The sequence below is a fragment of the Streptomyces sp. NPDC102279 genome (assembly GCF_044766365.1).
Lineage (GTDB): Bacteria > Actinomycetota > Actinomycetes > Streptomycetales > Streptomycetaceae > Streptomyces.
On record NZ_JBIWLU010000005.1, the window covers coordinates 315747 to 342196 of the forward strand.

19 protein-coding genes are annotated in these 26450 nt (G+C 72.6%); 11 read left to right on the plus strand and 8 right to left on the minus strand.

Going from position 1 to position 26450, the window contains the following annotated elements:
* The first annotated feature begins 4 nt into the window (after positions 1 to 4).
* Complete coding sequence (locus ACIRQH_RS14370) at positions 5 to 616, plus strand: hypothetical protein (protein WP_388872478.1); 612 nt, start codon at positions 5 to 7, stop codon at positions 614 to 616.
* A gap of 13 nt (positions 617 to 629) precedes the next feature.
* Here ACIRQH_RS14370 and ACIRQH_RS14375 read toward each other — a convergent pair whose 3' ends face one another.
* Genes ACIRQH_RS14375 through ACIRQH_RS14385 form a run of 3 tightly spaced genes read right to left on the minus strand, consistent with a single transcriptional unit; the run spans position 630 to position 3047 of the window.
* The gene (locus ACIRQH_RS14375; RefSeq protein ID WP_388872481.1) at positions 630 to 1463 is read right to left on the minus strand and encodes an enoyl-CoA hydratase/isomerase family protein; all 834 of its coding nucleotides are present in this window, start codon (positions 1461 to 1463) and stop codon (positions 630 to 632) included.
* Positions 1460 to 1897, minus strand: a complete 438-nt coding sequence (locus ACIRQH_RS14380; RefSeq protein WP_358817980.1) for a zinc ribbon domain-containing protein — start codon at positions 1895 to 1897, stop codon at positions 1460 to 1462. The genes ACIRQH_RS14375 and ACIRQH_RS14380 overlap by 4 nt, the downstream gene beginning before the upstream one ends.
* A 1-nt stretch (position 1898) precedes the next feature.
* Positions 1899 to 3047 carry a lipid-transfer protein gene (locus tag ACIRQH_RS14385; protein ID WP_358817981.1) on the minus strand — a complete coding sequence of 383 codons (1149 nt, stop codon included), beginning with the start codon at positions 3045 to 3047 and terminating at the stop codon, positions 1899 to 1901.
* A gap of 99 nt (positions 3048 to 3146) precedes the next feature.
* Between ACIRQH_RS14385 and ACIRQH_RS14390 the strand changes: the two genes are divergently transcribed.
* Positions 3147 to 4745, plus strand: coding sequence for a FadD3 family acyl-CoA ligase (locus tag ACIRQH_RS14390; RefSeq protein ID WP_404225929.1), 1599 nt, complete (start codon positions 3147 to 3149; stop codon positions 4743 to 4745).
* 101 nt (positions 4746 to 4846) lie between these two features.
* On the opposite strand, the gene ACIRQH_RS14395 is transcribed toward ACIRQH_RS14390, so the two are convergent.
* Together ACIRQH_RS14395 and ACIRQH_RS14400 are read right to left on the minus strand one after the other, a co-directional pair.
* Positions 4847 to 5026: a hypothetical protein gene (locus ACIRQH_RS14395; protein ID WP_358817983.1), complete on the minus strand. Its 180-nt coding sequence runs from the start codon at positions 5024 to 5026 to the stop codon at positions 4847 to 4849.
* 207 nt (positions 5027 to 5233) lie between these two features.
* Positions 5234 to 8191 carry a BTAD domain-containing putative transcriptional regulator gene (locus ACIRQH_RS14400; protein WP_358817984.1) on the minus strand — a complete coding sequence of 986 codons (2958 nt, stop codon included), beginning with the start codon at positions 8189 to 8191 and terminating at the stop codon, positions 5234 to 5236.
* 247 nt (positions 8192 to 8438) lie between these two features.
* On the opposite strand from ACIRQH_RS14400, the gene ACIRQH_RS14405 reads away from it, so the two are divergent.
* The 6 genes from ACIRQH_RS14405 to ACIRQH_RS14430 all read left to right on the plus strand — a co-directional run bounded on the left by ACIRQH_RS14405 (position 8439) and on the right by ACIRQH_RS14430 (position 15965).
* Positions 8439 to 9698 carry an amidohydrolase family protein gene (locus tag ACIRQH_RS14405; RefSeq protein WP_404225932.1) on the plus strand — a complete coding sequence of 420 codons (1260 nt, stop codon included), beginning with the start codon at positions 8439 to 8441 and terminating at the stop codon, positions 9696 to 9698.
* 110 nt (positions 9699 to 9808) lie between these two features.
* On the plus strand, positions 9809 to 10750 hold the full coding sequence (locus ACIRQH_RS14410) for a TIGR03619 family F420-dependent LLM class oxidoreductase (RefSeq protein WP_388930682.1): 942 nt from the start codon (positions 9809 to 9811) through the stop codon (positions 10748 to 10750).
* Between the two features lie 10 nt (positions 10751 to 10760).
* Positions 10761 to 11537, plus strand: coding sequence for an SDR family NAD(P)-dependent oxidoreductase (locus ACIRQH_RS14415; RefSeq protein ID WP_404225934.1), 777 nt, complete (start codon positions 10761 to 10763; stop codon positions 11535 to 11537).
* Positions 11538 to 11635: 98 nt separating this feature from the next.
* Positions 11636 to 12754, plus strand: coding sequence for an LLM class flavin-dependent oxidoreductase (locus ACIRQH_RS14420; protein ID WP_358817988.1), 1119 nt, complete (start codon positions 11636 to 11638; stop codon positions 12752 to 12754).
* Between the two features lie 14 nt (positions 12755 to 12768).
* Complete coding sequence (locus ACIRQH_RS14425; RefSeq protein ID WP_358817989.1) at positions 12769 to 14499, plus strand: D-aminoacylase; 1731 nt, start codon at positions 12769 to 12771, stop codon at positions 14497 to 14499.
* Positions 14496 to 15965 carry an aldehyde dehydrogenase family protein gene (locus tag ACIRQH_RS14430; protein WP_388872500.1) on the plus strand — a complete coding sequence of 490 codons (1470 nt, stop codon included), beginning with the start codon at positions 14496 to 14498 and terminating at the stop codon, positions 15963 to 15965. Before ACIRQH_RS14425 ends, ACIRQH_RS14430 begins: the two co-directional genes overlap by 4 nt.
* 133 nt (positions 15966 to 16098) lie before the next feature.
* On the opposite strand, the gene ACIRQH_RS14435 is transcribed toward ACIRQH_RS14430, so the two are convergent.
* The gene (locus ACIRQH_RS14435) at positions 16099 to 17640 is read right to left on the minus strand and encodes a CehA/McbA family metallohydrolase (RefSeq protein WP_388930689.1); all 1542 of its coding nucleotides are present in this window, start codon (positions 17638 to 17640) and stop codon (positions 16099 to 16101) included.
* A gap of 198 nt (positions 17641 to 17838) precedes the next feature.
* Between ACIRQH_RS14435 and ACIRQH_RS14440 the strand changes: the two genes are divergently transcribed.
* The 3 genes from ACIRQH_RS14440 to ACIRQH_RS14450 all read left to right on the plus strand — a co-directional run bounded on the left by ACIRQH_RS14440 (position 17839) and on the right by ACIRQH_RS14450 (position 25219).
* On the plus strand, positions 17839 to 20433 hold the full coding sequence (locus ACIRQH_RS14440; RefSeq protein WP_388930691.1) for a bifunctional FO biosynthesis protein CofGH: 2595 nt from the start codon (positions 17839 to 17841) through the stop codon (positions 20431 to 20433).
* A gap of 131 nt (positions 20434 to 20564) precedes the next feature.
* Positions 20565 to 22664 (plus strand): LamG-like jellyroll fold domain-containing protein, encoded by a 2100-nt coding sequence (locus ACIRQH_RS14445; RefSeq protein WP_404226156.1) that lies wholly within the window; start codon positions 20565 to 20567, stop codon positions 22662 to 22664.
* Between the two features lie 161 nt (positions 22665 to 22825).
* A complete protein-coding gene (locus ACIRQH_RS14450; protein ID WP_404225938.1) occupies positions 22826 to 25219 on the plus strand; it encodes a tetratricopeptide repeat protein in 2394 nt (797 codons plus the stop codon).
* A gap of 3 nt (positions 25220 to 25222) precedes the next feature.
* Here the strand turns inward: ACIRQH_RS14450 and ACIRQH_RS14455 are convergent, their stop codons facing one another.
* Together ACIRQH_RS14455 and ACIRQH_RS14460 are read right to left on the minus strand one after the other, a co-directional pair.
* Positions 25223 to 25441, minus strand: a complete 219-nt coding sequence (locus tag ACIRQH_RS14455) for a DUF397 domain-containing protein (protein WP_404225940.1) — start codon at positions 25439 to 25441, stop codon at positions 25223 to 25225.
* On the minus strand, positions 25438 to 26247 hold the full coding sequence (locus ACIRQH_RS14460; RefSeq protein WP_404226159.1) for a helix-turn-helix transcriptional regulator: 810 nt from the start codon (positions 26245 to 26247) through the stop codon (positions 25438 to 25440). The genes ACIRQH_RS14455 and ACIRQH_RS14460 overlap by 4 nt, the downstream gene beginning before the upstream one ends.
* Between the last annotated feature and the right edge of the window lie 203 nt (positions 26248 to 26450).

Below are 26450 nucleotides of genomic sequence, written 5' to 3' on the forward strand. Positions count from 1 at the left end.
CGTCATGTACACGCGGGGGCGCACACTCAGGTTCACAGCGGTGTCGGCGATGGTGGTGCTGGCTCTGACCGGCTTCTCGACCGGACGTCACGGGAGCCGCAGCCATCACAGCGGTGGCGGGGGCTGCAGCAGTTCCCGCCAGGACCACGACAGTTCGTCGTCGACGTCGGGCGGCGGTTCGTACGCCGGCGGTTCGTCCAGCAGCGACCCGTACGGCGGTTCGTCCGACGACACGTACGACTCCGGGACGAGCAGCACCAACGGCAGCACGGGCGGCACCTACCGTTCGCGGCCCACCCACCGTTCCACTCCCGCCGCGACCTCCTCCGGCACGGCCCGGTCCCTGAAGGACGGCACCGCGGTGCTGGTGCACTGCGCGAGCTCGGCGGACCCGTACACGACCGTCGAGGTCAGGAATCCGAACGGGCGCGAAGCCCTCTTCACCGTGAAGGTCGGCTACAAGGACGGGACCGGCTTCACGCTGGCCGACACCACCGGTCAGGTGTCGGTGCCCGCCAAGGACAAGGCGACCCTCCGGGTGGCCGCCGCCGGCACGGGGGTCGTGGACCGGATCGATCACTGCACGGTCGATCCGCGGGCCACCGCGGACCGGTGACCCCGCGCGGGACTCACCGCGTCCGGAATCCGCCCGGGCGCCGCCCCGCGAACAGTTCCGCCTGACGGTCGCCGGGCAGGTTGCCGAGGGAGACCAGTTGCGGGGCGTGCGCGAGGGCTGCGGCCCGGGTCGCCTCCTGGGCCTGCCAGAGCGCCCGCACGGTTCCCTGGACGGCGGCGGCCGGATAGGACGCGATGACGGTCGCGCACGCCACGGCCGCCGCCGACGCACCTCCCGGGGGCGTGACTTCGGAGACCAGGCCGACCTCGTACGCGCGCCGGGCGGAGATCCGTTCGGCCGTGCCCATCAGCGCCATCCGGGCCACCTCCCCGAACGGCATGCGCTGGGCGAGGTAGACCGACTCGTACGCGCTCACCATCCCGTACGTCGTGTGCGGGTCGAAGAAGGACGCCTCCTCGTCGGCGATGACGAACTCCGCCTCGCCGAGCAGGTAGAAGGCGCCGCCGCAGGCCATCCCGTTCACGGCGGCGATCACCGGTTTCCACAGGTCGTTGGCCTTCGGGCCGATCGTGGCGAGCGGGTCGTCCACCATGTACGGCGAGGAGGGCTGCGGCACCTCGGCGTCCCGGTCGATGCCGGTGCAGAAGGCCCGCGGTCCCGAGCCGGTGACGACCACCGCCCGTACGGTGTCGTCGTGCCGCAACGCCCGCCAGGCGGCCGCCAGTCCGGCGGCGGTGCCGAGGTCGATCGCGTTCAGCCGGTGCGGCCGGTCGAGGGTGAGGACGGCGACACCGGTGTCCTTGTCGACGACGACTTCGAGACCCCCTCCGTTCCCGGCGGCCTCCGGGCGCTCGGCGCCGGTGGGCCCGGCCCCGTCCCCGCTCACGCCCGCTCCAGGACCCAGCGCGGCACGGTCACGCCGTTCACCTCGGCGAACACCGCCTGCACCCGCGCCCCGATGCGGATCCGGTCCGGGGAAACGGAGTTGAGGGCCGCGTCCGGACCGCTCACCAGGTTCCCGACCAGCCGGATCCGTGGCGCGTCGGCCAGTTCCACCACGATCGCGTTGTAGCCGGCCAGTTCCGCGTAGGCGGGCAGCAGCGGCGGATGCGGGACCACGTACGACCAGATCCTGCCCCGCCCGTTCATCCTGCGCCACGCGCTCGCGAAGGAGTGGCAGTGCGGGCAGCAGGGCCGGGGCGGGAAGCGCAGTTCACCGCAGTCGGCGCAGCCCTGGACGCGCAGTTCGCCCTGGGCGGCGTACTCCCAGAAAGGCGCGCCGTCGTCGTCGAGGACGGGGGAGAGCAGGGACTCGTCCATCTCAGCTCCTCAGCAGGAGTGCGGAGGTGGGGACCCCTTCCCCCGCTGTGACCAGGCAGGTCGCCGCACCCGGCACCTGCGCCGTGCTCGTGCCGCGCAACTGCTTCACGCCCTCGTTGATGAGGTTGAAGCCGTGCACGTAGGCCTCACTGAGGCCGCCGCCCCCGGTGTTCAGGGGCAGCCGGCCGCCGATCTCCAGGGCGCCGCCCTCCGTGAAGGCCGCGCCCTCGCCCCGCCCGCAGAAGCCGTAGCCCTCCAGGGAGAGCGGGATGAGGGGGGTGAACGCGTCGTAGATCTGGGCCACGTCCACGTCCTCGGGCGTGAAGTCCGCGTTCTTCCACAGGTGTCGGGCGGCGGTCCAGGCGGGGCCGGTGAGCGGGTCGTCGTTCCAGTAGTTGACCATGCCGTGGTGCTGGGCGGGCAGGCCCTGGGCGGCGGAGTGGACGTACACGGGACGCTGCCGGCAGTCGCGGGCGCGCTCGGCGGAGACGATCACACAGGCCAGCGCGCCGTCCGTCTCCAGGCAGTTGTCGAAGAGGCAGAGGGGCTCGCTGATCCAGCGGGAGGTCATGTACATCTCGCGGGTCAGCGGGCGCTCGTACATCATCGCGGCAGGGTTCTGGTTGGCGCGGTTGCGGCAGGCCAGTGCCACGTTGAACAGGTGGTCGCGGGTCGCGCCGAACTCGTGCAGGTAGCGGCGGGCGAGCATCCCGATCTCGTCGGCGGGCCGCAGCAGTCCGAAGGGCCGGGTCCACTGGGCCGGGGTGGGGAGCTGCACGGCCGTGTTCTTCCACGGCCGGGGCCCCGAACCCCGCTTCCGTGACCGCCAGGCCACCCCCACCGTCGCCTGACCGGCGGCTATCGCGCCGGCCAAGTGCGCGACGGTGGCGCACGAACCGCCGCCGCCGTAGCCGACCTTGCTGAAGAAGGAGAGGTCGCCGAACCCGACGGCCTTGGCGACCTCCACCTCGTCGGTCTCCTCCATGGTGTACGAGGCGAGGCCGTCGACCTCGGCGGGTGCGATGCCCGCGTCGTCGAGCGCGGCGAGGATCGCGCGGCAGGCCAAGGTCTTCTCGGAGTCGGGCAGTTGCTTCGCGAAAGGGGTCTGACCGATGCCGACGACGGCTGTGGCGTCCTTGATCCCTGGCATGGGTGCACCTCCGCGCACGGTCCCGGCTGCTGACAGGTCGTCAGGCTACAGCTAATCTGACGGTCAGTCAGCTAGTGGTGCTGCAGCGGGAGGTGCGCGATGCGCGGTGACCTGGAGTGGGGAAGCGTCCCGGGGCTGGTGCGGTCGGCGGCCACACGCTTCGCCGGCCGCGAGGCGGTCGTCGAGGGCCGGACCCGTGTCTCCTACGAGGAGCTGGGCGCCCGGGTGGAGCGGGCGGCGGCGGCCTGTATGGCGAGCGGGGTCCGGCTCGGCGACCGGGTGGCCATCTGGGCCCCGAACACGCTCGACTGGATCGTCTCCGCCCTCGGCGCGGTGTCGGCGGGCGCGGTCCTCGTGCCGCTCAACACCCGGTTCAAGGGCGCCGAGGCGGCGTACGTACTGGACCGGAGCCGGGCGAAGCTGCTCTTCGTCACCGGCACGTTCCTCGGCACCTCGTACGTGGCCTCGCTGCGGCGGGCGGCCGGCGAGGGTCCCGGTCCCGGCCCACTGCCCGGACTCCCGCACCTGGAACGGGTCGTGGTCCTCGCGGACGACGCCCCCGCCGACTTCCTTTCCTGGAAGGACTTCCTGGCGGCGGGGGAGGGAGTGGGGGACGACGCCGCCCGCCGCAGGGCCGCCGCCGTGTCCGGTGCCGAACCCTCGGACATCATCTTCACCTCCGGCACCACCGGCCGCCCCAAGGGCGCCCTGATCACCCACGCCCAGACCCTGCGCGGCTACGAGATTTGGAGCGACCTCGCCGGCCTGCGCGAGGGCGACCGCTACCTGATCGTGAACCCGTTCTTCCACACCTTCGGCTACAAGGCCGGGATCATCGCCTGCCTGATGCGCGGGGCGACGATGATCCCGCAGCCGGTGTTCAACGTGGACACGGTCCTCGCGAACGTGGCGGCGGAACGCGTCTCGGTCCTGCCCGGTCCGCCCACCCTCCACCAGTCGCTGCTCGACCACCCCTCCCGGGACGCGCACGACCTCTCCGCGCTGCGCCTGGTCGTCACCGGCGCCGCGGTGGTGCCGCTGCGCCTGGTGGAACGCCTGCGGACGGAACTGGGCGTGGCCACGGTCCTGACGGCGTACGGCCTCTCCGAGGCGAGCGGGATCGTCACCATGTGCCGCAGGGGCGACCGGCCGGAGGTGATCGCCACGACCTCGGGCCGCGCCGTCCCGGACACCGAGGTGCGGGTGGTGGACTCCGCGGGCGCCGACGCCCCGGTGGGCGCGCCCGGCGAGGTGCTGGTGCGCGGATTCAACGTGATGAGCGGCTACTTCGAGGACGCGGCGGCGACGGCGGAGGTCCTGTCACCGGACGGCTGGCTGCGCACCGGCGACGTGGGTGTCCTGGACTCCGGCGGGAATCTCCGCATCACCGACCGCATCAAGGACATGTTCATCGTCGGCGGCTTCAACGCCTATCCCGCCGAGATAGAACAACTCCTCGGCCTGCACCCCGACGTCGCCGACGTCGCGGTCGTCGGCACCCCGGACACCCGCCTCGGCGAGGTCGGCCGCGCCTACGTCGTCCGCCGCCCCCACTCGACCCTCACAGCCGACGACCTGATCGCCTGGTCCCGCCGGGAGATGGCCAACTACAAGGTCCCCCGCACGATCGACTTCGTCCACGAACTCCCGCGCAACGCGAGCGGGAAGGTGGTGAAGGGGGAGTTGCGGGGCCGGTGACGAGCCGGCGGGCGACACCGCGGCAGCGGCGACGCCCGGACACGCGTCGGCCGCGGCGGCTCCCCCTCCGCGCCGCCGCGGCCGTTCCCCGTTGTGTTCGGTCAGTTGGCCGGTTCGGTGGTCGCGTGCTGGTCCAGCGGCTTGATCGTGCCGCCGGTGGCGTGCTGGTCCAGCGCGATGACCTCTTCGTCCGTGGCGTGCTGGTCCAGGACGACGGCCTCTTCGCCGGTCGCGTGCTGGTCCAGCGGCTTGACGACGGGTTCCTTCTTCTTGTCGCTCATAGCGTTCAACTCCCCATGTTCGTTGCAGGCAAGAGGCTGGGGGCCTGCCCGGCAGCTCCCCCGATGGACGCCGGACAGGCCCTGATCGGCCGCTCAGACTAACCCCACGGCCCTGTCACCGATCCGCCTGCCCCCCGACGCGACGGAACGACAGGAGTGAGCATGTCGGGCGGCGATAAACGTTCGATGAACGGCCCGCCGAACTCCCTACGCCGCGGCGGCCGGGGTCAGCAGACCGCGCACCTCGTCGGCTTCGGGCGAGCCCAACTCCTCGTGGATGGCGAGGGCGTCGCGCCAGCAGACCTGCGCGCGCCCGGTCTGCCCGATACCGCTGAGCGCGCGGCCGAGGACGGTGAGCACCAGGCCGCGCCGCCACTCGCCCCCGATGCCCCGCAGCACCGTCAGCGCCATCTCCGCGTTCGAGGCGGCCTGGGCCGGCCGGCGGGCGGCGAGATCGACTTCGGCCAGGCGGAAGAGGGTCATCCCCTCCCAGAGCCGCTGACGGCTGTCCTGGAAGGTCTCCAGGGCTTCGGCGAGGCTGTTGGCCGCGGCGCCCAGGTCGCCGTTGCGGGTGAGGGCCAGGCCCAAGGCGTAGCGCCCGTTCGCGCCCCGGAGGGCGTTGTCCATGGAGTCGTAGATGTCGATGCCCTGCCGCGCGAGCGCGACGGCGCTGTCGATCCGCCCCATGGCCAGATGGATGCGGGACAGGTTGCACAGGGCGCTGGCTTCGCCGGGCCTGTTCCTGTCACTGCGGAAGTTCTCGATGGCCGAGTTCAGGTACTGCTCGCCGTCGGCGTGCCTGCCCTGGTAGATCGCGATGATGCCGCGCGTGTTCGGGGCCCAGCAGCGGGCGACGGGGTCGTCCGCCTTCTGTGCCATGCCCATGGCCTCGACCGCCGCCGCGTCGGCCTGGTCGAATCGTCCCGCGACCAGGTGGACGTCGGTGAGCGTCGTCAGCGCGCGCCCGGCGGCACGCGCGTCACCCACGGCGCGCGCCTGGTCGAGCGCCGTGTTCGCGGCGACCTCGTACTCACGCGAGTTGGCTCCCGACTCGGCGAGGTCCTTGGCCGCCCAGAGGAGATCGACGGCTCGGGGGAGCCGGCCGTCCGCGACGGACTGACGGACGCAGGAGAGAAGGGCGTTGGCCTCCGCGTAGAGCCAGTCGTGCGCCGGATGCCGGTCGTCGAACACGAGGCCCGGATACTCCGTGGGCTCCAGGTGGTCCACCAGGCGGTCTCCCGGGCGTTCGAGGGCGTACACGCCCGCCGCCGTGGCCAGGTAGAAGTCCAGCAGGCGGGACAGTGCCGCCGCCCTTTCCGTCGGGGGCTGTTCGTCGCGTTCCGCGCAGGAACGGGCGTAGAGGCGGACGAGGTCGTGGTAGCGGTAGCGGCCGGGGGCGGCGGACTCCAGGAGGGAGGTGTCGACGAGGGACTCCAGGAGGTCCTCGGTGGCCTCGGCGGGGAGGTCGAGCACCGCCGCCGCGGCGGCGAGGGAGATGTCGGGGCCGTCGGCCAGGCCCAGCAGGCGGAAGGCGCGGGCCTGGGCGGGCTCCAGCTGGCCGTAGCCGAGTTCGAAGGTGGCCTTGACGGCCAGGTCGCCGGCCTGGAGCTCGTCCAGCCGGCGCCGCTCGTCGGCGAGCTTCGCCGCGAGCACCGACACCGTCCAGGTGCGCCGCGCGGCGAGCCGGGACGCCGCGATGCGGATCGCCAGCGGCAGGAACCCGCACGCGGCGACCACGTCGAGCGCCGCCTCCCGCTCGGAGGCCACCCGCTCCCGGCCGACGATCTTCGTGAAGAGCTGGAGCGCCTCCTCGGGGGACATCACGTCGAGGTCGACGAGATGGGCGCCCGCGAGGTCCACCATCCTTATCCGGGAGGTCACCAGCGCGGCGCAGCCCTCGGTGCCGGGCAGCAGCGGGCGCACCTGGGCGGCGTCCCGGGCGTTGTCGAGCAGCACGAGGACGCGGCGGCCGTCGAGGGCCGAGCGGTACAGCGCCGAGCGCTCCTCCAGCGAGTCGGGGATGGCGGAGTCCGCCGTGCCGAGGGCCCGCAGGAAGGCGCCGAGCACCGCCTCGGGTTCGGCGGCCCGCGATCCGGCGCCCTGGAGATCGACGTACAGCTGCCCGTCGGGGAAGGTGCCGCGCGACCGGTGCGCCACGTGCACGGCGAGGGTCGTCTTGCCGACGCCGCCGATGCCCGCCAGCGCGGAGACGGCCATGACGCGGCCCTCCTCGGAGGAGGCGGCGGCGAGGACGTCGCTCAGTTCCTGGACGAAGGAGGCGCGTCCGGTGAAGTCGGGGACCGTGGCGGGGAGCTGCGCGGGGCGCACGGGCGCGGCGGCGGGTTCCGGGGCCGGGGCGGAGGGTTCCGCGAGGCCGGGGTCGGCCTGGAGGATGCGCTGCTGGAGTTCCCGCAGGCCCGCCCGCGGGTCCACCCCGAGTTCGTCGGCGAGCAGCCGCCGGGTGTCGGCGAACACCGCGAGCGCCTCGGCCTGCCGGCCGGAGCGGTACAGGGCCAGCATCAGCAGCTCCCGCAGCCGCTCGCGCAGCGGGTGCGCGGCGGTCAGCGCGGTGAGCTCGGAGACGGCCTCCGCGTGGCAGCCCTGCTCCAGGTCCATGTCGAGCCGGGATTCCAGGAGTTGCAGCCGCCACTCCTCCAGCCGCGCGCGCTGGGTCTCCGCGTAGGGGCCGGGGATGCTCGCGAGGGGTTCGCCGTCCCACAGGGCGAGGGTGTTCCGGAGCAGTTCGCGGGCCCGGGGCAGATCGCCCTCGGCGCGTGCCTTCTCCGCGAGGCCGGCGAGTTCCTGGGCGCGGGTGTGGTCGAGGGCTCCCTCGCCGAGGGAGCGGATCGCGTACCCGCCGGACTCGCTGACCAGGACCTCGGGGCCGAGCGCCTTGCGCAGCCGGGAGGCGTACGTCCGGACGGCGGCCAGGGCCTGGGAGGGCGGCTCGTCGCCCCACAGGGCGTCGATCAGTTCCGCGGCCGTGGCCGTGCGGCCGTCGCGGAGCAGCAGCGCGGCGAGCAGCGCGCGTTGCTGCGGGGACCCGGCCGGCAACGCGTCCTCGCCGAGCCAGGCGCGCACCGGTCCGAGCACGCTGAAGCGCAACGCGGCGGGCTCCTCCGAGCCCGGGCGCCGCTGCTCCGGTACCCGCGGCACACCGTCCATCGCTGTCCCCCTGCCGAACGTCAGTACAACGAGGCCAGTTTGCCTTGTTCTCAGGGGATGCGTCAGCCGTGCGAGACAGCGGTCACAGGGCGGGGCACGGGTACCCCACAGGGTCCTCACACGGCCTCCGCACCCGCCCGCGGTCATCCGTGCTGTTCCGCGCGCGATCACGCGCCGGGCCGCGTCCGTCCACAGCGTGCCCGACGAGGAGCTGACGGGCCGTCAGATCGGCGCTACCGTGGCCGGTATGGAGACCACGGAAACCCCGCAGAGCCCCTCGGCGGACGACGGGACCGCCTTTCCGAGGATCATCTCGGTGGACGACCACACGGTCGAACCGCCCCACGTCTGGCGGGACAGGCTGCCCGCGAAGTACCAGGACACGGGGCCGCGCGTCGTCCGGGCGCCCCTGAAGGAAATGACGTTCCTGGGAGGGAAGTTCGCGCCCGTCATGGGCGCCCCGGGCGACGACGGGCCCGTGGGCGACTGGTGGGTCTACGAGGACCTGCACCGTCCCCTCACCCGCCTCGACACGGCGGTCGGCTACGACCGCGACGAGATCAAGCTGGAGATCATCACCTACGAGCAGATGCGCCCCGGCTCCTACGACGTGCCCGAGCGGCTCGCCGACATGGACGTCAATCACGTCCAGTCCGCCTTGTGTTTTCCCACCTTTCCGCGTTTCTGCGGTCAGACGTTCACCGAGGCGGCCGACCGCGAGTTGGGCCTTCTCGGGGTGAAGGCGTACAACGACTGGATGGTGGAGGAGTGGTGCGGGCCGAAGGCCCGGGGGCGCCTGATACCCCTGACGCTCGTCCCGCTCTGGGACGCCCGGCTCGCGGCGGAGGAGGTGCGTCGCAACGCCGCGCGCGGCGTCCGGGCGGTCGCGTTCTCCGAGATCCCGCCCCACCTCGGGCTGCCCTCCGTGCACACCGACGACTGGGACCCCTTCCTCGCCGCCTGCGACGAGACGGGCACCGTCATCGCCATGCACATCGGTTCCAGCAGCAGGATGCCGTCGACCTCTGCCGACGCGCCGCCCGCCGTCGGCTCCACCATCACCTTCGCCAACTGCTGTTTCTCGATGGTCGACTGGCTGATGAGCGGCAAGTTCGAGCGCTTCCCGAACCTGAGGGTGATGTACGCCGAGGGGCAGATCGGCTGGATCCCCTACATCCTCGAACGCGCCGACGTGGTGTGGGAGGAGAACCGCGGCTGGGGCGGCGTCGCGGACAAGGTCCACCGTCCGCCGTCCGAACTCTTCACCGAGCACGTCTACGGCTGCTTCTTCGACGACGCCTTCGGCCTGAAGAACCTGGACGCGATCGGCGTCGGCAACGTCCTCTACGAGACCGACTACCCGCACTCCGACTCGACCTGGCCGAAGTCCCGGGAGGTCGGCGAGGCCCAGATGGGCCACCTGGACGCCGACGTGGTCGACCGGATCGTACGGCGCAACGCGATCGACCTCCTCGGGCTCACCCCCGAAGGACTCTGGGCCGGCTGAGGCGCCCTTGGGCGGGCCGGTGTCCACCGACCCCTTGTCTGACGGGCCGTCAGCTACGACGATGGCGACAGCCGCCATGTGACGGACCGTCAGATAAGGGGTGCGGGCCCATGCAGGTACTGCCCGAGGGGCGACTGGCGTACGGGATGCAGCTCCCCGTCCAGTCGCAGAGCACCATGTACGCGGAGCGGTGGGAGGCGGGCGCCGGTCCCGCGGACCTCGTCGAGATCGCCCGGGCCGCCGACCGCGCCGGCTTCGCCTACGTGGCGGCCTGCGACCACGTCGCCATCCCGCACCGGCTCGCGGACGCCATGAGCACCGTCTGGTACGACCCGGTCGCCACCCTCGCCCACCTCGCGGCGGTGACCGAACGGGTCCGGCTGCTCAGTCACGTCGCGATCGTCGGGCTCCGGCATCCGCTGGTGACCGCCAAGCAGTACGCGACCCTCGACCACCTGTCCGGCGGCCGTCTCGTCCTCGGGGTCGGAGCCGGTCACGTGGAGGAGGAGTTCACCGCGGTCGGGGCGGACTTCACCCACCGGGGAGCCGTCCTCGACGAGACGATCGACGCGCTGCGCGCCGCGCTCGGGCCGGACGAGTTCCCCGTCCACCACGGCAAGACGTACGACTTCGAGGGGCTCGGCCAGCGGCCCCGGCCCGCCCAGGAGCGGGTGCCCCTGTGGGTGGGCGGATCCTCGCCCGCCGCCGTCCGCCGGGCCGCCCTGCGCGGCGACGGCTGGCTGCCGCAGGGCGATCCGCGCGACCGGCTGCCCGGCCAGATCGCCCGGCTGAAGGAGCTGCGCGAGGGGGCGGGCGTCGAGGGACCCCTCACGGTCGGCGCCATCACCGAACCGCTCTACGTCGGCGAGCCCGGCTGGGAGGTCGGGCGCCGCACGCTGCACGGCGCGCCCGAGGCGCTCGCCGAGTCGCTGCGGGCGTACGGCGCGATGGGCGTGCACCAGATCCAGGTGCGGTTCCGCAGCCGGGACCGCGCCGAACTCCTCGATCAGATGGCGGCGTTCGGCTCGGACGTCGCACCCCACCTCAGCTAGGGAGTCGGTCATGGGCAAGCTGGACGGCCGCGTCGTCGTGATCACCGGCGCGGCGCGCGGGCAGGGCGAACAGGAGGCGCGGCTCTTCGTGGCGGAGGGCGCGCGCGTCGTCGTCGCGGACGTGCTCGACGAGCAGGGGGAGGCGCTCGCCGAGGAGATCGGCGCGCACTACGTCCACCTGGACGTGAGCCAGGAGGCCGACTGGGCGGAGGCGGTGCGCTCGGCGAAGGCCGCGTACGGACGGATCGACGGGCTGGTCAACAACGCCGGCATCCTGCGCTTCAACGCGCTCGTCGACACCCCGCTGGCCGAGTTCGTGCAGATCGTGCAGGTCAACCAGATCGGGGTGTTCCTCGGCATCAAGACCCTCGCGCCCGAGATCACCGCCGCGGGCGGCGGCACGATCGTGAACACGGCGTCCTTCACCGGGCTCACGGGCATGGCGTACGTGGGCGCGTACGCGGCGACCAAGCACGCCATCGTGGGCCTCACGCGGGTGGCGGCGCTCGAACTCGCCGAGAAGGGGATCCGCGTCAACGCGGTCTGTCCGGGCGCCGTCGACACGGCCATGAGCAACCCGGCGCAGCTCTCGCCCGGCGCGGACACCGAGGAGGCCTCGCAGGCCCTGGACGCGTTCTACGGCAAGCTCGTGCCGCTCGGCCGGATCGGCAGGCCCGAGGACGTGGCACGGCTCGCCCTGTTCCTGACGGGCGAGGACTCCTCGTACATCACCGGGCAGCCGTTCGTGGTCGACGGCGGCTGGCTCGCGGGCGTCAGCGTCCTCTGACGCTGTATCAGCTATTGACGGTCCATGCGCGCGGTGGAACAGTCGGCTCAAAGAATCTGACGGTACGTCAGATAACTGGATGGGGACGGTGAACCTCCTTGGAATTCGGGCTCTTTGTACAGGGATACGTGGGCAAGCGGGCCTTGACCGATCCGCTCGCGGAGCACAAGGCGCTGATGGAGGAGACCGAGTACGTCATCCAGGCGGACAAGTCCGGCTTCAAGTACGCCTGGGCGTCCGAGCACCACTTCCTGGAGGAGTACTCGCACCTCTCGGCCAACGACGTCTACCTGGGCTATCTGGCACACGCCACGGACCGCATCCACCTCGGCTCGGGCATCTTCAATCCGCTCGCCCAGGTCAACCACCCGGTGAAGGTGGCCGAGAAGGTCGCCATGCTCGACCATCTCACCGGCAACCGCTTCGAGTTCGGGTCCGGGCGCGGCGCCGGCTCGCACGAGATCCTCGGCTTCCTCCCCGGCATCACCGACATGAACTACACGAAGGAGATCTGGGAGGAGACCATCGCGGAGTTCCCGAAGATGTGGCTCCAGGACGAGTACGTCGGCTTCCAGGGCAAGCACTGGCAGCTCCCGCCGCGCAAGATCCTGCCGAAGCCGTACGGGAAGTCGCACCCCGCCATGTGGTACGCCGCAGGGTCGCCGCCCTCGTACTCCATGGCCGCCCGCAAGGGGCTCGGTGTACTGGGCTTCAGCGTGCAGAAGGTCTCCGACATGGAGTGGGTCCTGGAGCAGTACAAGACCGCCGTCGTGAACGCCGAGCCCATCGGCGACTTCGTCAACGACAACGTGATGGTCACCACCACCGCGATCTGCGCCCCCACCCACGACGAGGCGATCCGCATCGCGGTCGCCGGCGGGCTGCACTACCTGCCCTCCCTCGTCTTCCGGTACCACGACACCTTCCCGCGCCCCGAGGGCTTCCCCGTCTGGCCGGAGACCCTCCCGGAGTACAACGCCGAGTTCGTCGAACTCCTCATCCAGGAGGAGCTGTTGATCTGCGGCGACCCCGGCGAGGTGCTCACCCAGTGCAAGCGCTGGGAGCAGGCCGGCGCCGACCAGCTCAGCTTCGGACTGCCCGTCGGCGTCCCCAAGGAGGAGACCCTCCAGACGATCCGGCTGATCGGCGAACACGTCATTCCGAAGATCGACACGGACCCGGTGCACCGCACGACGCGGTTCCGTCAGGCCGTCTAGGGGGTACTTCCGCGATGCTCGACCACCTGATCAAGGGCGCGACCGTCGTGGACGGTACGGGCGCGCCCGCCCACACGGCGGACGTCGGGATCCGGGACGGCCGCATCGCCGTGATCGGCTCGGTCACCGAGCCGTCCCGGACCAGCGAGGACGCGCACGGACTCGTCCTCGCCCCCGGCTTCGTCGACCCGCACACGCACTACGACGCCCAGCTCTTCTGGGACCCCTACGCCACCCCGTCCCTCAACCACGGGGTCACCACCGTCGCGGGCGGCAACTGCGGGTTCACCCTCGCCCCGCTGCACCCCGACCGCCCCGAGGACGCCGACTACACCCGCCGCATGATGTCCAAGGTCGAGGGCATGTCCCTGGTCGCCCTGGAGGAGGGCGCCCCCTGGACGTGGCACGGGTTCGGCGAGTACCTCGACGCCCTGGAGGGCCGGATCGCCGTCAACGCCGGCTTCATGGTGGGGCACTGCGCGCTGCGCCGGTACGTGATGGGCCCCGAAGCGGTGGGCGGACAGCCGACGGCGGAGCAACTCGACGCCATGATCGGCCTGTTCCACCAGGCCATGGACGCCGGCGCCTGGGGCCTGTCCACCACCCAGTCCTCCACCCACTCCGACGGCGACGGCCACCCGGTCGCCTCCCGGCACGCGGGCCCGGAGGAACTCATCGCCCTGGCCCGGGCCGTGGGGGAGCACGAGGGCACGCAGATCGAGGCGATCGTGGCGGGCTGCCTCGACCAGTTCAGCGACGCCGAGATCGACCTGTTCGCGGAGATGAGCGCGGCGGCGGGCCGTCCGCTCAACTGGAACGTCCTGACCATCGACGCCGCCGTCCCCGAGCGCGTACCGCGCCAGCTGGAGGCGAGCGAGCGCGCCCGCAAGTCCGGCGGCCGGGTCGTCGCGCTCACCATGCCGATCCTCACCCCGATGAACATGTCGCTCGGCACCTTCTGCGCGCTGAACCTGATCCCCGGCTGGGGACCGGTCCTCGGACTGCCCGTCCCGGAACGCATCGGGCGGCTCCGCGACCCGGAGGTCCGCGCGGAGATGCTGCGGCGCGCGAACAGCAAGGAGGCGGGCGTCTTCCGGCGGCTCGCCGACTTCGGCCGCTACGTCGTCGGCGACACCTACAGCGCCGCCAACGAGGGCCTGACCGGGCGGGTGGTCCGCGACATCGCCGCCGAACGCGGCCAGGAGCCCTTCGCCTGCCTCGTGGAGATCTGCGCGGCCGACGAACTGCGCACGGTCCTGTGGCCGATGCCGACCGACAACGACCCCGACTCCTGGGCGCTGCGGGCCGAGACCTGGCAGCACCCCGACGTCCTGCTCGGCGGGTCCGACGCCGGCGCCCATCTGGACCGCATGTGCGGGGCCCCGTACACCACCCGGTTCCTCGGCGACTGTCTGCGCGGCCGCAGGCTCGCCTCCCTGGAACAGGCGGTGAAGATGCTGACGGACGACCCGGCGCGGCTGTTCGGACTGCGCGAGCGCGGACGCGTCGAGGTCGGCTTCCACGCCGACCTGGTGCTGTTCGACCCGGAGCGCATCGACGCAGGCAAGGCCACCCTCGTGCACGACCTGCCGGGTGACAGCCCCCGGCTCGACTCCCGGGCGATCGGCGTACGGGCCGTGTGGGTCAACGGTGTCGAGTCGATCCGGGACGACGTCGTGACGGGCGCCGTGCCCGGCACGGTGCTGCGGTCGGGCCGCGACACCCGCACGGTGAGTACCCGGTGACGGGCGGCGGGAGAGGGCCCGGGGAGCAGCGCCTGTTCATCGGCGGCTCCTGGGTGACACCGGAGCTCGGGTTCTACGAGGTGACCGACCCGGCGACCGAGCGGGTCGTCGGGCTCGCCCCCGAGGCCAGCCGGGCCCAGGTGCACGCGGCCGCGGCGGCGGCCCGCGAGGCGTTCGGGGCGTGGTCGCGCACACCCGCCGAGGAGCGGGGCGCCGTCCTCGCCCGCGCGGCGGACCACATCGGGCGCCACCTGGTCCCGTACGCGGACCTCGCGCAGGCCGAGAGCGGCGCCACCACGGGGACGGCGCGCGGGATGCAGGTCGGGGTCGGGGCGGCCCGGTTCCGGCGCTACGCGCGGCCCGAACCGGTCGAGCAGCCCCTGCCGCCGCAGATCAACGAGGCCGGGCCGTTCGGCGCGGCCGCCGTCATGGGCGCGCTCGCCGTACGCCAGCCCGTCGGCGTGGTCACCTGCATCACCTCGTACAACAACCCCTGGGCCAACCCGGCCGGCAAGATCGCCCCCGCGCTCGCGATGGGCAACACCGTGGTGGTGAAACCGGCGCCGCAGGACCCGCTGTCCGTCTTCCGGATGGCGGAGGCGCTGGAGGCGGCGGGGGTGCCGCCGGGCGTGGTGAACGTGGTGAGCGGCTCCACACCCGAGTCCGGCGAGGCCGCGGTCGACTCCCCGGACGTCGACATGGTCAGCTTCACCGGCTCCACCGCGGTCGGACAGCGGATCGCCGAGGTGTGCGGGCGCGGCATGAAGCGCCAGCTGATGGAGCTGGGCGGCAAGGGCGCAGCGGTCGTCTTCGACGACGCCGACCTGGCCTCGGCGGTCGCGGGCATCGGCACGACCTTCTCCTTCTACAGCGGACAGATCTGCACCGCGCCGACCCGGGTCCTGGCCCAGCGCGGTGTGCACGACCTCCTCGTGCAGCAATTGGCCGCCTACGCCGCTCACGTGAAGGTGGGCGATCCGCGGGACAGGGCCACGGTGGTCGGCCCGGTCATCTCGGCGGCCCACCGCGACCGGGTCGAGGCCTACGTCGAACTCGGCCGCAAGGAGGGCGCCCGGGTGGTCGCGGGCGGCGAACGGCCGCCTCTGGACACCGGGTTCTATGTCGCCCCGACGCTGCTCGCCGACTGCACCCCCGACATGCGGGTGGTCCGCGAGGAGATCTTCGGGCCGGTCGTCGTGGTCGTGCCCTTCGACGACGAGGACGAGGCGGTCGCCCTCGCCAACGACTCGGACTACGGCCTGATCGACTACGTCTGGTCCGGTGACGTGGCCCGCGCCTTCCGGGTGGCCCGCCGGCTGCGCGCGGGAGGTGTCGGCGTCAACACCGTCGGCCGCAACATGGAGGCCCCCTTCGGCGGCTTCAAGAGGAGCGGCGTCGGCCGGGACGTGGGGTCCTACGCCCTGCACGCGTACAGCGAGACCCAGGCGATCGTCTGGCCGGGGTGAGGGGGCCGGGCCCGCGGTCCTCCCCGGGGTGCGGCGACACCCGGCACGGCGGCACCGGCCGCCGCACCGGGGGGAGTGCGCCGGCCCTTCGGCGGAAGGCGTCCGAGGGGCCCGCCGGTTCCCCGGACGACCTCTACCGGGCCTCTCCCAGGAAGATCGGGTTGGTGAACGCCGCCAGCGCACCCGGCAGCGGGCCCGCCGCCGCCTCGTGGCGCAGTTCCGCGCGTACGTACGCCGCGTAGGCCGCCGTCGTGCGCCACTCCACCGTGCCCGAGCCGGACACCGGCAGTGGCTCGGAGGTGAACAGCAGCCCCTCGTCGGTGACGAGGCGGACCGTGCAGCGCGGGGCGCCGGCGGCCTCCACGCGGACGGTGACCGGGGTGTCCGCGGCCACCTTCAGCCGCTCCCCGATGCCCGCGTGTTCTCCCCGGGCGCCGGACGCGGTGAACGCGAGGGACACCAGCTTCGACTCGGCGACGTAGGAGCGGCCCGCGCGCAGGCCCGCCTGGACGGCCTCGCGGGTCAGGTCGTCGGCGAGGACGACGGTCTGCGGGGTGCCGACCTGGTCCGGGTCGCGGTGGGCGTCGCTGTTGCCCATCGCCGGGAGCCAGCCGCGGCCGCCGCGGACGGCGGCGACGAGCATGTTGTCCCAGTCGGCGAGGGCGATCTCGTCGTCGGGGGTGTACGGGCCGTTCCACACCTCGACCGCGTCCGCCTCCCCGAAGCCGAACTTCCAGCCGCAGCCGATGCACGTGGCGTGCGGATGGGCCGGCACGACGAGTCCGCCCGCCTCCCGGACACGGCGGGCGAACTTCCCGAACCGGTTGTCGCGGGCCCGGTAGCGCCAGTCGACGAAGGTGCCCGGGTCCGTGCCGAGCGCCAGCACGTGGCCGTTGCGGGTGGTGATCTCCTCACCGAGCAGGATCAGCAGGTCGTCACCGGCCTGGTCCGCCCAGTGCGGGTGCGAGGAGTGGGTGTTGTGGTCCGAGGAGTTGATGAAGTCCAGGCCCGCGGCGCGCGCCAGCGCGGCGATCTCCGCCGGGGTGCGGCGGCCGTCGGAGTACCAGGAGTGCAGATGGCAGTCGCCGCGGTACCAGGCGCGGCCACGGCCCCCGGCCCGGGCGGGCGGGTACACCGGCTTCGGCGTCGCGGCCTGCTCCCCGTACGTCAGGGTGACCGTGACCTCGTACGTGAGTCCCTGCGGGGCCACCGTGTACGGGCCGAGCGCGATGTGCCAGGTGCCGGGCCGGACGGGGCCGGGGATGTAGCCGGGCGTCGCGTCGTCGCCGCGCAGGAAGAACTCGGAGCGCGCGCCGCCCGACCAGCCGCGGAAGCCCCGGCCGCCCAGGTCGGTGCCGCGCTCGTCGAAGACGCCGATGTCCAGGGCGTTGCCCGCGGTGCCGGCCGGGACCGGCGGTTTCTCGTAGGTGTAGGCGACCTTGATCTCCCGTACCCCGCGCGGGACTTCGACCGGCAGGTACACGAAGTCCGGCGAACCGGGGGGCAGGGTGCCGCGCACCGTCCGGGTCTCCGTCCCGGAGGCCGGGGTCCCGGATCCGCCGGCCGCGTCGGCGCCGCTCGCGAAGGTCACGCTTCCCAACGTAAGGGCCGCGGCCGCTCCCGTCACGAACAGGGCACGTCGTGCCATACCGTTTCCGTGGTCGTCCTCGCACATGAGCCGCTCCCGGGATCAGCGTGACAGTGACATGACATCTTGGGGCAGGGGGGTGACACCGGCAAGACTGATGCCGGGCCGTGAACGCCGGGGCACGGGAAGGTGAGCGGCACCGGTGCCCCTCCGTAACGAGGTGCGGCGCGCACGGAATCGGCCATGCCCTGTAACGCCTGATCAACGCGATCGTATGCTCGAAGGATGACGACCTCCGCGACGGGCGCGACTCCCGGATCCGGGCCGACGGCGAACTCCATGCGGCGTGCGCTCAAGCGCGCAAGGGACGGCGTCGCGCTCGACGTGACCGAGGCCGCGGTGCTGCTCCAGGCCCGCGGCACGGACCTCGACGACCTGACGGCCTCCGCCGCCCGGGTGCGTGACGCGGGCCTGGACGCGGCCGGCCGCGCCGGCGTCATCACCTACTCCAAGAGCGTCTTCATCCCGCTCACCCGGCTGTGCCGGGACAAGTGCCACTACTGCACCTTCGTCACCGTCCCCGGCAAACTGCGCCGGGCCGGCCACGGGATGTTCATGTCCCCCGACGAGGTCCTCGACATCGCCCGCCGGGGCGCCGAACTCGGCTGCAAGGAAGCCCTGATCACCCTCGGCGACAAGCCGGAGGACCGCTGGCCCGAGGCCCGCGAGTGGCTGGACGCGCACGGGTACGACGACACGATCGCCTACGTACGGGCCATCTCGATCCGCATCCTGGAGGAGACCGGCCTGCTGCCGCACCTCAACCCGGGTGTCATGTCGTGGACCGACTTCCAGCGGCTGAAGCCCGTCGCGCCGTCGATGGGCATGATGCTGGAGACCACCGCGACCCGGTTGTGGTCCGAGCCCGGCGGCCCCCACCACGGCTCCCCGGACAAGGAGCCCGCCGTCCGGCTGCGGGTCCTGGAGGACGCCGGCCGCTCCTCCGTCCCCTTCACCAGCGGACTGCTCATCGGCATCGGGGAGACGTACGAGGAGCGCGCCGACTCCCTGTTCGCGCTGCGCCGGATCTCCCGCGCCTACCACGGCATCCAGGAACTGATCATCCAGAACTTCCGCGCCAAGCCGGACACCGCGATGCGCGGGATGCCGGACGCGGAGCTGGACGAACTGATCGCCACCGTCGCCGTCGCCCGGCACATCATGGGCCCGGCCGCCTGCCTCCAGGCGCCGCCCAACCTCGTCGACAGCGAGTACGGACGGCTGATCGGCGCCGGCATCGACGACTGGGGCGGGGTCTCGCCGCTGACCATCGACCACGTCAACCCGGAACGCCCCTGGCCGCAGATCGAGCTGCTGCGCGAGCAGTCGGCCGAGGCGGGCTTCGAACTGCGCGAACGACTCTGCGTCTACCCCGAGTTCGTACAGCGCGGGGAGCCCTGGCTGGATCCGCGTCTGCTGCCGCACGTCCGGGCGCTGGCGGACCCCGAGACGGGCCTCGCGCTCCCGGACGCGGTCGTCGAGGGCCACCCCTGGCAGGAGCCCGAGGAGGCCTTCACGTCCTCCGGCCGCACCGACCTGCACCACACCATCGACACCGAGGGCCGCACCGGCGACCGCCGCGACGACTTCGACGCGGTGTACGGCGACTGGGAGGCGCTGCGGGAGGCCGCGGCCCCCGGCATGGTGCCGTCCCGCATCGACACCGACGTACGGGCCGCGCTGGCGACCGCCGCCGACGACCCGACGAAGCTGACCGACGACGAGGCGCTCGCCCTGCTGCACGCCGACGGGCCCGCGCTGGACGCCCTGTGCGGCATCGCCGACGACGTCCGCCGGGCGGCGGTCGGCGACGACGTCACGTACATCGTGACCCGCAACATCAACTTCACCAATGTCTGCTACACCGGCTGCCGTTTCTGCGCGTTCGCCCAGCGCCGCACCGACGCAGACGCGTACACGCTCTCCCTGGACCAGGTCGCGGACCGTGCCGCCCAGGCGTGGGACGTGGGCGCGGTCGAGGTGTGCATGCAGGGCGGCATCCACCCGGACCTGCCCGGCACCGCCTACTTCGACATCGCGAAGGCGGTCAAGGAGCGGGTCCCCGGCATGCACGTCCACGCCTTCTCCCCGATGGAGGTGGTGAACGGCGCGACCCGCACCGGCCTGTCCATCCGCGAGTGGCTGACCGCCGCCAAGGAAGCCGGCCTCGACACCATCCCCGGCACCGCCGCGGAGATCCTCGACGACGAGGTGCGCTGGGTCCTGACCAAGGGCAAGCTGCCCGCGGCGACCTGGATCGAGGTCGTCACCACGGCCCACGAACTCGGCATCCGCTCGTCCTCCACGATGATGTACGGCCATGTCGACCAGCCCCGGCACTGGCTCGGCCACTTCCGCACGCTCTCCCGCATCCAGCAGCAGACCGGCGGTTTCACGGAGTTCGTGACGCTCCCCTTCATCCACACCAACGCCCCCGTCTACCTGGCCGGCATCGCCCGCCCCGGCCCGACGACCCGCGACAACCGCGCGGTCATGGCGATGGCCCGCCTCCTGCTGCACCCGCACATCCCCAACATCCAGACCAGCTGGGTCAAGCTGGGCACCGAGGGCGCGGCCGAGATGCTCCGCTCCGGCGCGAACGACCTCGGCGGCACCCTCATGGAGGAGACCATCTCCCGCATGGCGGGCTCCAGTTACGGCTCCTACAAGTCGGTCAAGGACCTGATCGCGGTGGCCGAGGCGGCGGGCCGCCCGGCCAAGCCCCGCACGACGACCTACGGCGACGTCCCGGAGGAACGGCAACGCGCGGCGGCCGCCTCGGACGGCCACCTGCCGGAGCTGCTGCCGGTACTGGAGTGACAGAAAACCCTTTCGGCGCTGTCAGTGTCCCCTGTTAGCTTCATGCCGCCCGTGTGATCCACGGGCGGCAAGCGCCGACAGGGGAGGGCCACTTGAACGGATTCCGAAGGACCGGCAGACGCAGACGGCTGCTGGTGGGTTGCTGCGCCGCGGCGCTGCTGGCGGGCGCCGCCGGCACGGCCAACGCGGTGGACAACCTGCCGCCGAAGCAGCCGCTGGTGAAGGATCTCCAGACGGGAGGCAAGGCCTGCGCTTCGGGGGACGACACGGTGTACGTCGCGTCGGCCCCGACACTCACCGCGGTGCTGTACGACCCGGAGGAGGACAACCGGCCCGGTGAGGTGAACCGGGTCAAGGGGGAGTTCGAGGCCTGGTGGACCGACTCGGCCGGGGTCGAGCAGCGTCGGACGCTCACCACGAACGAGGCCTCTTCCGGGGCACGGCGGAGCTGGCCGATGCCGGCCGACATCCCGGCGGACACGACCATCTCCTGGCACGTCCGCGCGAACGACGGCCAGGCGACGTCCGCGTGGAGCGACGAGGGGGACGGCTCGGTCTGCTCGTTCGTGTACGACGACGTGAGTCCGGAGCGGCCCGTCGTCACCTCGTCGGACTATCCGGAGGAGCAGATCCAGGACGGCGTGGGTGTCTACGGCTCGTTCACCCTGGACTCCCCCTCCCCGGACGTGGTCGCGTACCGCTACAACTTCATCGGTCAGCCGTACGCGACCGCCCGCCCGGACGAGATGGGCGGCCCCGCCACCATCCGCTTCCTGCCGGCGAGGAGCGGCACGGACTACCTGACCGTTCAGTCGATCGACCGGTCAGACCGGGTCAGCACCACGACCACGTACTGGATCCGTGTGCGGTCCGGGCGCGCCCCCGTCGCCCACTGGAAGCTCGACGACCCGGCCGGCTCCCGGTCCGCCGCCGCCGAGACGGGGTCCGCAGCCCGCGCCGGCACTGGTGCGACCTTCGGCGGACCGTCCCCGACGGGAACCGGAGCCACCGCCACGGTCGCCCTCGACGGCACCGGCCACGGCTTCCTCACCCCGGACGCCCCGGCCGCCGACCTCCGCAAGTCCTTCGCGGTGAGCGCCTGGGTACGCCCCGCCGAGACCGGCCGGACGATGACGGTCGCCAGCCAGGACGCGGCCGGCAAGCCGGGCTTCACCCTCGGCCTCCGGGCCCAGGACTCCGGCCCCGCCTGGTCCTTCGCGATCGGCGGCACTCGGATCACGGGCGGAGCGCCCGAGACCGGTGAATGGGCTCACGTGCTGGGCCTGTACGACGCGGAGACCGGCAAGGCACGGCTCTACGTCAACGGCCGCGAGGTGGGCACCGCGGTGGAAGCGACGCCCACCGAGGCGTCCGGGGCCTTCCAGATCGGCCGCGCCCGCGGGGCCGACGGCTACCGCGACCGCTGGCACGGCGACGTCGGTGACGTCCAGGTCCACGACCGGGTCGTGGTGCCGGGTGAGGTGACCGAACTGGCGCAGCGCACGCCGAAGCGGCTCGGTCACTGGTCGCTGGACGACGCGACGGACGGGGTGAGCTCCGAGGGTACGGGTGGTGCGCCCCTGCGGATCGGCGGCGGCGCGACCGTCTACCGGGGCTCCGACGGTTCGTGCCTCCCGGAGCTGGACCCCGACTGCCCGCCGGCGCCCGAGCCGCTGGTCGGTGAGGGACACCTGAGTCTGGACGGCGAGACGGGTTACGCCGCCATGGACGGGCCCGTCGTGGACACCGGCGACAGCTTCACCCTCGGAGTGATCGCGCGCCTGGCGGACTCCGAGCCCGCCCACCCGATGACCGTGCTCTCGCAGGCCGGTGAGCACACCGATGCCTTCAAGGTGCGTTACCAGCCCGCCGACCACACCTGGCAGCTGGTGATGCCGGTGCGGGACGAGGCCGGAGCACCGGAGAAGGTGGTGTCCCAGGTCGAGAGCGCGGACGGCGGCGAAGGGCAGGGCCACCGCCTCGCCGTGGTGTACGACGACGCGTCCGACACGATCAAGCTGTACGTGGACGGCAGCGCCGGCGCCGAGGCGGCAACCGAGTTCCCGAACGGCTGGCACAGCGCCGGGGCGCTCCAGGTCGGGCGGGGCGGGGCCGGTGACGGCTGGGGCGAGTACCTGCACGGAGACGTGGACGAGGTGCAGGCGTACGCGGGGGTTCTGAGCGGCCCGCAGATCGCCCAGCTGGGCTGGGGAGCGGGCATCGACCCCTGATGCCACCGATCACGGACTGCTGACCTCACGACGGCCCGCCGGAACCCCCGTTCCGGCGGGCCTTCGCCCCTCCGGAACCGGCCGATCACCCCTCCGCGTGGCCGAGTTGGGCGAGACTGGAGAGGTGGCCCGGGCGGGCCGACGGGGGAGAGAAGGGACGCATGGTGGGCGCGCAGCCGTCGATGCAGGAGCTGATCGAGGAACGCAGGCGGCTCTCGTTCGTCGGGCGGGGCGGCGAACGGGCCGCGTTCCTGCGGAACTTCGACGTGCCGGTGCGCGATCCGGGGCGGCGGTTCCTGTTCCACGTGCACGGCAACGCGGGTGTCGGGAAGACGTTCCTCGTCCGTGAGCTGGAGCAGCTCGCCCGGGAGGCCGGGGCGCTGACCGCGTACGTCGACGAGAGCACCGGCAGCGTGCCCGCGGCCCTGGAGACGGTCTGCGCCGGGTTCGCCCGCCAGGGACGCCGGCTCAAGGAGTTGGAGCGGCTGCTGGACCGGTACCGCGAGCGGCGCCACGAGGCCGACTCACTGACCCGGGAGGCGGCCCCGGGCGAGCCCTCCGCCGTCGGGACGGCCCTGGCGCGGGCCGGCCTCGTCGGCATCGGCATGGTCCCCGGTGCCGGGCCCTTCGCCGGGGCCGTCGATCCGGGCCAGCTCGCGGGCGCCGCCGACCGGATGCGGGCCGGGCTGAGCGCGCACTTCCGCAGCCGTGACGACGTACGGCTCGTCATGTCGCCCGAGGAGGTCCTCACCCCGGTGCTGCTGGAGGAACTGGCCCGCGCCGCCGGGCGGTTCCCCCGCCAGGTCCTGTTCTTCGACACGTACGAGCGGACCGGTCCGTTCCTCGACGCCTGGCTGCACGCGACGATGGCCCTGGAACGCCACGGCGCCATGCCCGGGAACGTGGTCGTCGTGACGGCGGGCCGTAACCCGCTGGACCTCGACCGCTGGGGAGGCTGCTCGGACTCGGTGGCCGAGATGCCCCTGCTGCCGTTCACGGAGCAGGAGGCGCGCGAGGTGCTCGCCGGCCGGGGCGTGGTCGCGGAGCCTGTCGTCGAGGAGATCCTCCGCCTCACCGGGCGCCTGCCGGTCCTCGTCTCGACCCTCGCCGAGACCCGTCCGGCCGACCCCGACGACGTCGGCGACCCGAGCGCCACCGCCGTCGACAGCTTCCTCAAGTGGGAGCACGACCCCGTGCACCGCGCCGTCGCCCTGACCTGCGCCTTCCCCCGGCGCCTGGACGCCGACGTCTTCCGGGCCGCCGCGGAACGCCCCGACGACGAGGCCGACGCCCTGTACGACTGGCTGCGCGGCCTGCCCTTCGTCACCGAGCGCGGCGGCGGCATCCAGTACCACGACGTCGTCCGCGCCCCGATGCTCCGCTCCCAGCGGCTCCGGTCGCCGCGCGGCTGGACCGGCCGGCACAGGAGGCTCGCGGAGACCTTCGGCCGATGGCGGCAGGAGGCCGAGACGGGCGAGAACGAGGACGAGTTGTGGACCCGGGACGGGTGGCGCGAGCTGCGGCTCGCCGAGTCGTACCACCTGCTGTGCGCCGCCCCCCGGCCCGCGCTGCCGGCGGTGCTGCGCGACGTCGTGCACGCCTGCGACGCCGGTGAGGTGCCCGCCCGGCAGTGGGCGCGGGCGCTGGCGGAGGCCGGACGGGACGCCGACGCCGAGGCGCCGGCCCGCTGGGGGAGCGACCTGTCGCGGGCCCTGGACGACGGAGGGCAGGCCGCCGCCCTCGAACTCCTCCTGAACCGTGCAGGGTTCGGCCCGGACACCGAGGCCGTCGCGCGCTCGGTGCGCGGCAGTGTCCTGCGGCACGACGGGGCGTACGAGGCGGCGACGGCGGAGTACGACCGGGCGCTCACGCTCGATGCCGGGCTGGTCCGCGCCTATCGCGGCAGAGCCATGACGCGGGCCGAGTCGGGGGACTACGCGGGCGGGATCGCCGACCTGGACCGGGCGCTCGCCCTGGCCCCCGACGACGGACGGGCGCTGTCCGTCAGGGGCGAGTACCACCGCGCCCTCGGCGACTACGACGCGGCACTCGCCGACCTGGACCGGGGCATCGCCCTCGACCCCGCCCGCGACTTCGCCTGGGCGTCCCGCGGCGCCACCCGGCTGAGCCGCGGCGAACTCGACGAGGCCCTCGCCGATCTGGGCCGGGCGGTGGAGCTGAAGCCCGAGTACGGGTGGGCGCTGGCCCGCCGGGCCCGGGTGTGGCGCGCGCTCGGCGAGGAGGCCCGGCAGATGGCGGACCTCGACCGGGCCGTGGCCCTCCAGCCCGACTGGGCGTGGGGCGCGTGCGAACGGGGGGACGCGCTGCGCGTCGCGGGACGGCACGCGGAGGCGCTGGCCGAGTACGACCGGGCCGTCGCCCTCGACCCGGAGTACGCGTCGGCGTACGCGAGCCGGGCCGTCTCCCGCAGCGAACTGGGCCACCATGCCGAGGCGCTCGCGGACCTGGACCGGGCCATCGGCCTGCGGCCCGGGTACGCGTGGGCGCTGAGCCGGCGGACGGTGATCCTGGCCCGTTCCGCCGCGGCGGAGTGAGCCTCAGTGCCCGGCGGTGAACGCCAGGAAGTCCGACCAGGTGCCGTCGGAGAACGTGAGGCGGGCGCGGTGTGCGTCCTTGGAGTCACGGACGTGGACGTTGGCCCCGACCGTCTCGCCGGTGATCGCGACCTCGACGCAGTCCGGACCCTCGTTACTGCTGTAGCTGCTCTTGAACCACTCCAGGTTGGAGTCGTGATCGTTGGCATGCGCGAAGGTCATGTCTCTCCAAGTGCCTTCTCGATGAGGGTCGTTGACTCCCGGGGCGAGAGAGCCTGGGCTCGGATGATCCCATAGCGCATGTCGAGGGGCTGCACTTCCTTCGGGTCGCTGATCAGGCGGTTGTAGGTCTGTCCCTCCTCATGAGCCACCGTGTTGCCGTCGTGGAGCTTCAGCAGACGGATCGGGCCTCCCATGCCCGCGTGGTCGTCACGGTCCGTCGGCATCACCTGGATCTCGACGTGTCGTAACCGGCCGACTTCCAGCAGGTGTTCGAGCTGCTGACGGAGCACCATCCTCCCTCCGATGGGCCGCCGCAATGTCACCTCTTCCTGGACAAAGGTGAGCGTGGGCCGAGGCAGGCGTTCGAAGATGCCTTGGCGCGAGATGCGGGCGCTGACGTGGCGGTCGATTTCGTCCTCCGTGTAGGACGGCCGCCGCATGGTGAACAAGGCCCTCGCGTAGTCAGGAGTCTGGAGCAGCCCGTGAAGGTAGTGGTTGGCATACGCCCCCAACTCGACCGACTCCTCCTCCAGTTTGGCCAGGTCCCGGACCTTCTTCGGATAGCGCGCCTCCTCCACGTCCCTGCGCATCGCGGAGATCTTCCCGGCGGCGCCGAGCACGTCGTCGGCCTTGTCCAGGAACTCGGGCTTCGGCGCCCGGCGCCCCCGCTCCACCGACGAGATCATCTCCTCGCCGTATCCGATGGCCGAGCCGAACTCGGCCTGGCGCAGACCGGCCGCCTCCCGCCAGGACTTGATCTGCCGGCCGACGGCCCTGAGTACGGCCGCGGCCTCCTCGTCCTCCACCTCGCCCATCCCGCGCCCTTCAGCCGCATCGCCCCGGCCGTTTCGGCTGTATCGCCCATACCGGCCTCAACACCGTTCAGGCTAGCCAGAAGTGGCCACGCAGAGTGACGAGAGTGAGGATGTCTCCCGCGCCGTCCATACGTGACCGCTTGCTACCACTCGTATCGCATCCCGCATCTGGATCCGCAACCACAACCGACCGT

What these genes read in the sequence shown, in the direction of transcription:
- ACIRQH_RS14370 (WP_388872478.1), top strand. Translation starts at nt 5, where the DNA reads ATGTACACGCGGGGGCGCACACTCAGGTTCACAGCGGTGTCGGCGATG.
- ACIRQH_RS14450 (WP_404225938.1), top strand. Translation starts at nt 22,826, where the DNA reads ATGGTGGGCGCGCAGCCGTCGATGCAGGAGCTGATCGAGGAACGCAGG.
- ACIRQH_RS14410 (WP_388930682.1), top strand. Translation starts at nt 9,809, where the DNA reads ATGCAGGTACTGCCCGAGGGGCGACTGGCGTACGGGATGCAGCTCCCC.
- ACIRQH_RS14405 (WP_404225932.1), top strand. Translation starts at nt 8,439, where the DNA reads ATGGAGACCACGGAAACCCCGCAGAGCCCCTCGGCGGACGACGGGACC.
- ACIRQH_RS14455 (WP_404225940.1), bottom strand. Translation starts at nt 25,441, where the DNA reads ATGACCTTCGCGCATGCCAACGATCACGACTCCAACCTGGAGTGGTTC.
- ACIRQH_RS14425 (WP_358817989.1), top strand. Translation starts at nt 12,769, where the DNA reads ATGCTCGACCACCTGATCAAGGGCGCGACCGTCGTGGACGGTACGGGC.
- ACIRQH_RS14380 (WP_358817980.1), bottom strand. Translation starts at nt 1,897, where the DNA reads ATGGACGAGTCCCTGCTCTCCCCCGTCCTCGACGACGACGGCGCGCCT.
- ACIRQH_RS14435 (WP_388930689.1), bottom strand. Translation starts at nt 17,640, where the DNA reads ATGTGCGAGGACGACCACGGAAACGGTATGGCACGACGTGCCCTGTTC.
- ACIRQH_RS14390 (WP_404225929.1), top strand. Translation starts at nt 3,147, where the DNA reads ATGCGCGGTGACCTGGAGTGGGGAAGCGTCCCGGGGCTGGTGCGGTCG.
- ACIRQH_RS14395 (WP_358817983.1), bottom strand. Translation starts at nt 5,026, where the DNA reads ATGAGCGACAAGAAGAAGGAACCCGTCGTCAAGCCGCTGGACCAGCAC.
- ACIRQH_RS14400 (WP_358817984.1), bottom strand. Translation starts at nt 8,191, where the DNA reads ATGGACGGTGTGCCGCGGGTACCGGAGCAGCGGCGCCCGGGCTCGGAG.
- ACIRQH_RS14385 (WP_358817981.1), bottom strand. Translation starts at nt 3,047, where the DNA reads ATGCCAGGGATCAAGGACGCCACAGCCGTCGTCGGCATCGGTCAGACC.
- ACIRQH_RS14415 (WP_404225934.1), top strand. Translation starts at nt 10,761, where the DNA reads ATGGGCAAGCTGGACGGCCGCGTCGTCGTGATCACCGGCGCGGCGCGC.
- ACIRQH_RS14440 (WP_388930691.1), top strand. Translation starts at nt 17,839, where the DNA reads ATGACGACCTCCGCGACGGGCGCGACTCCCGGATCCGGGCCGACGGCG.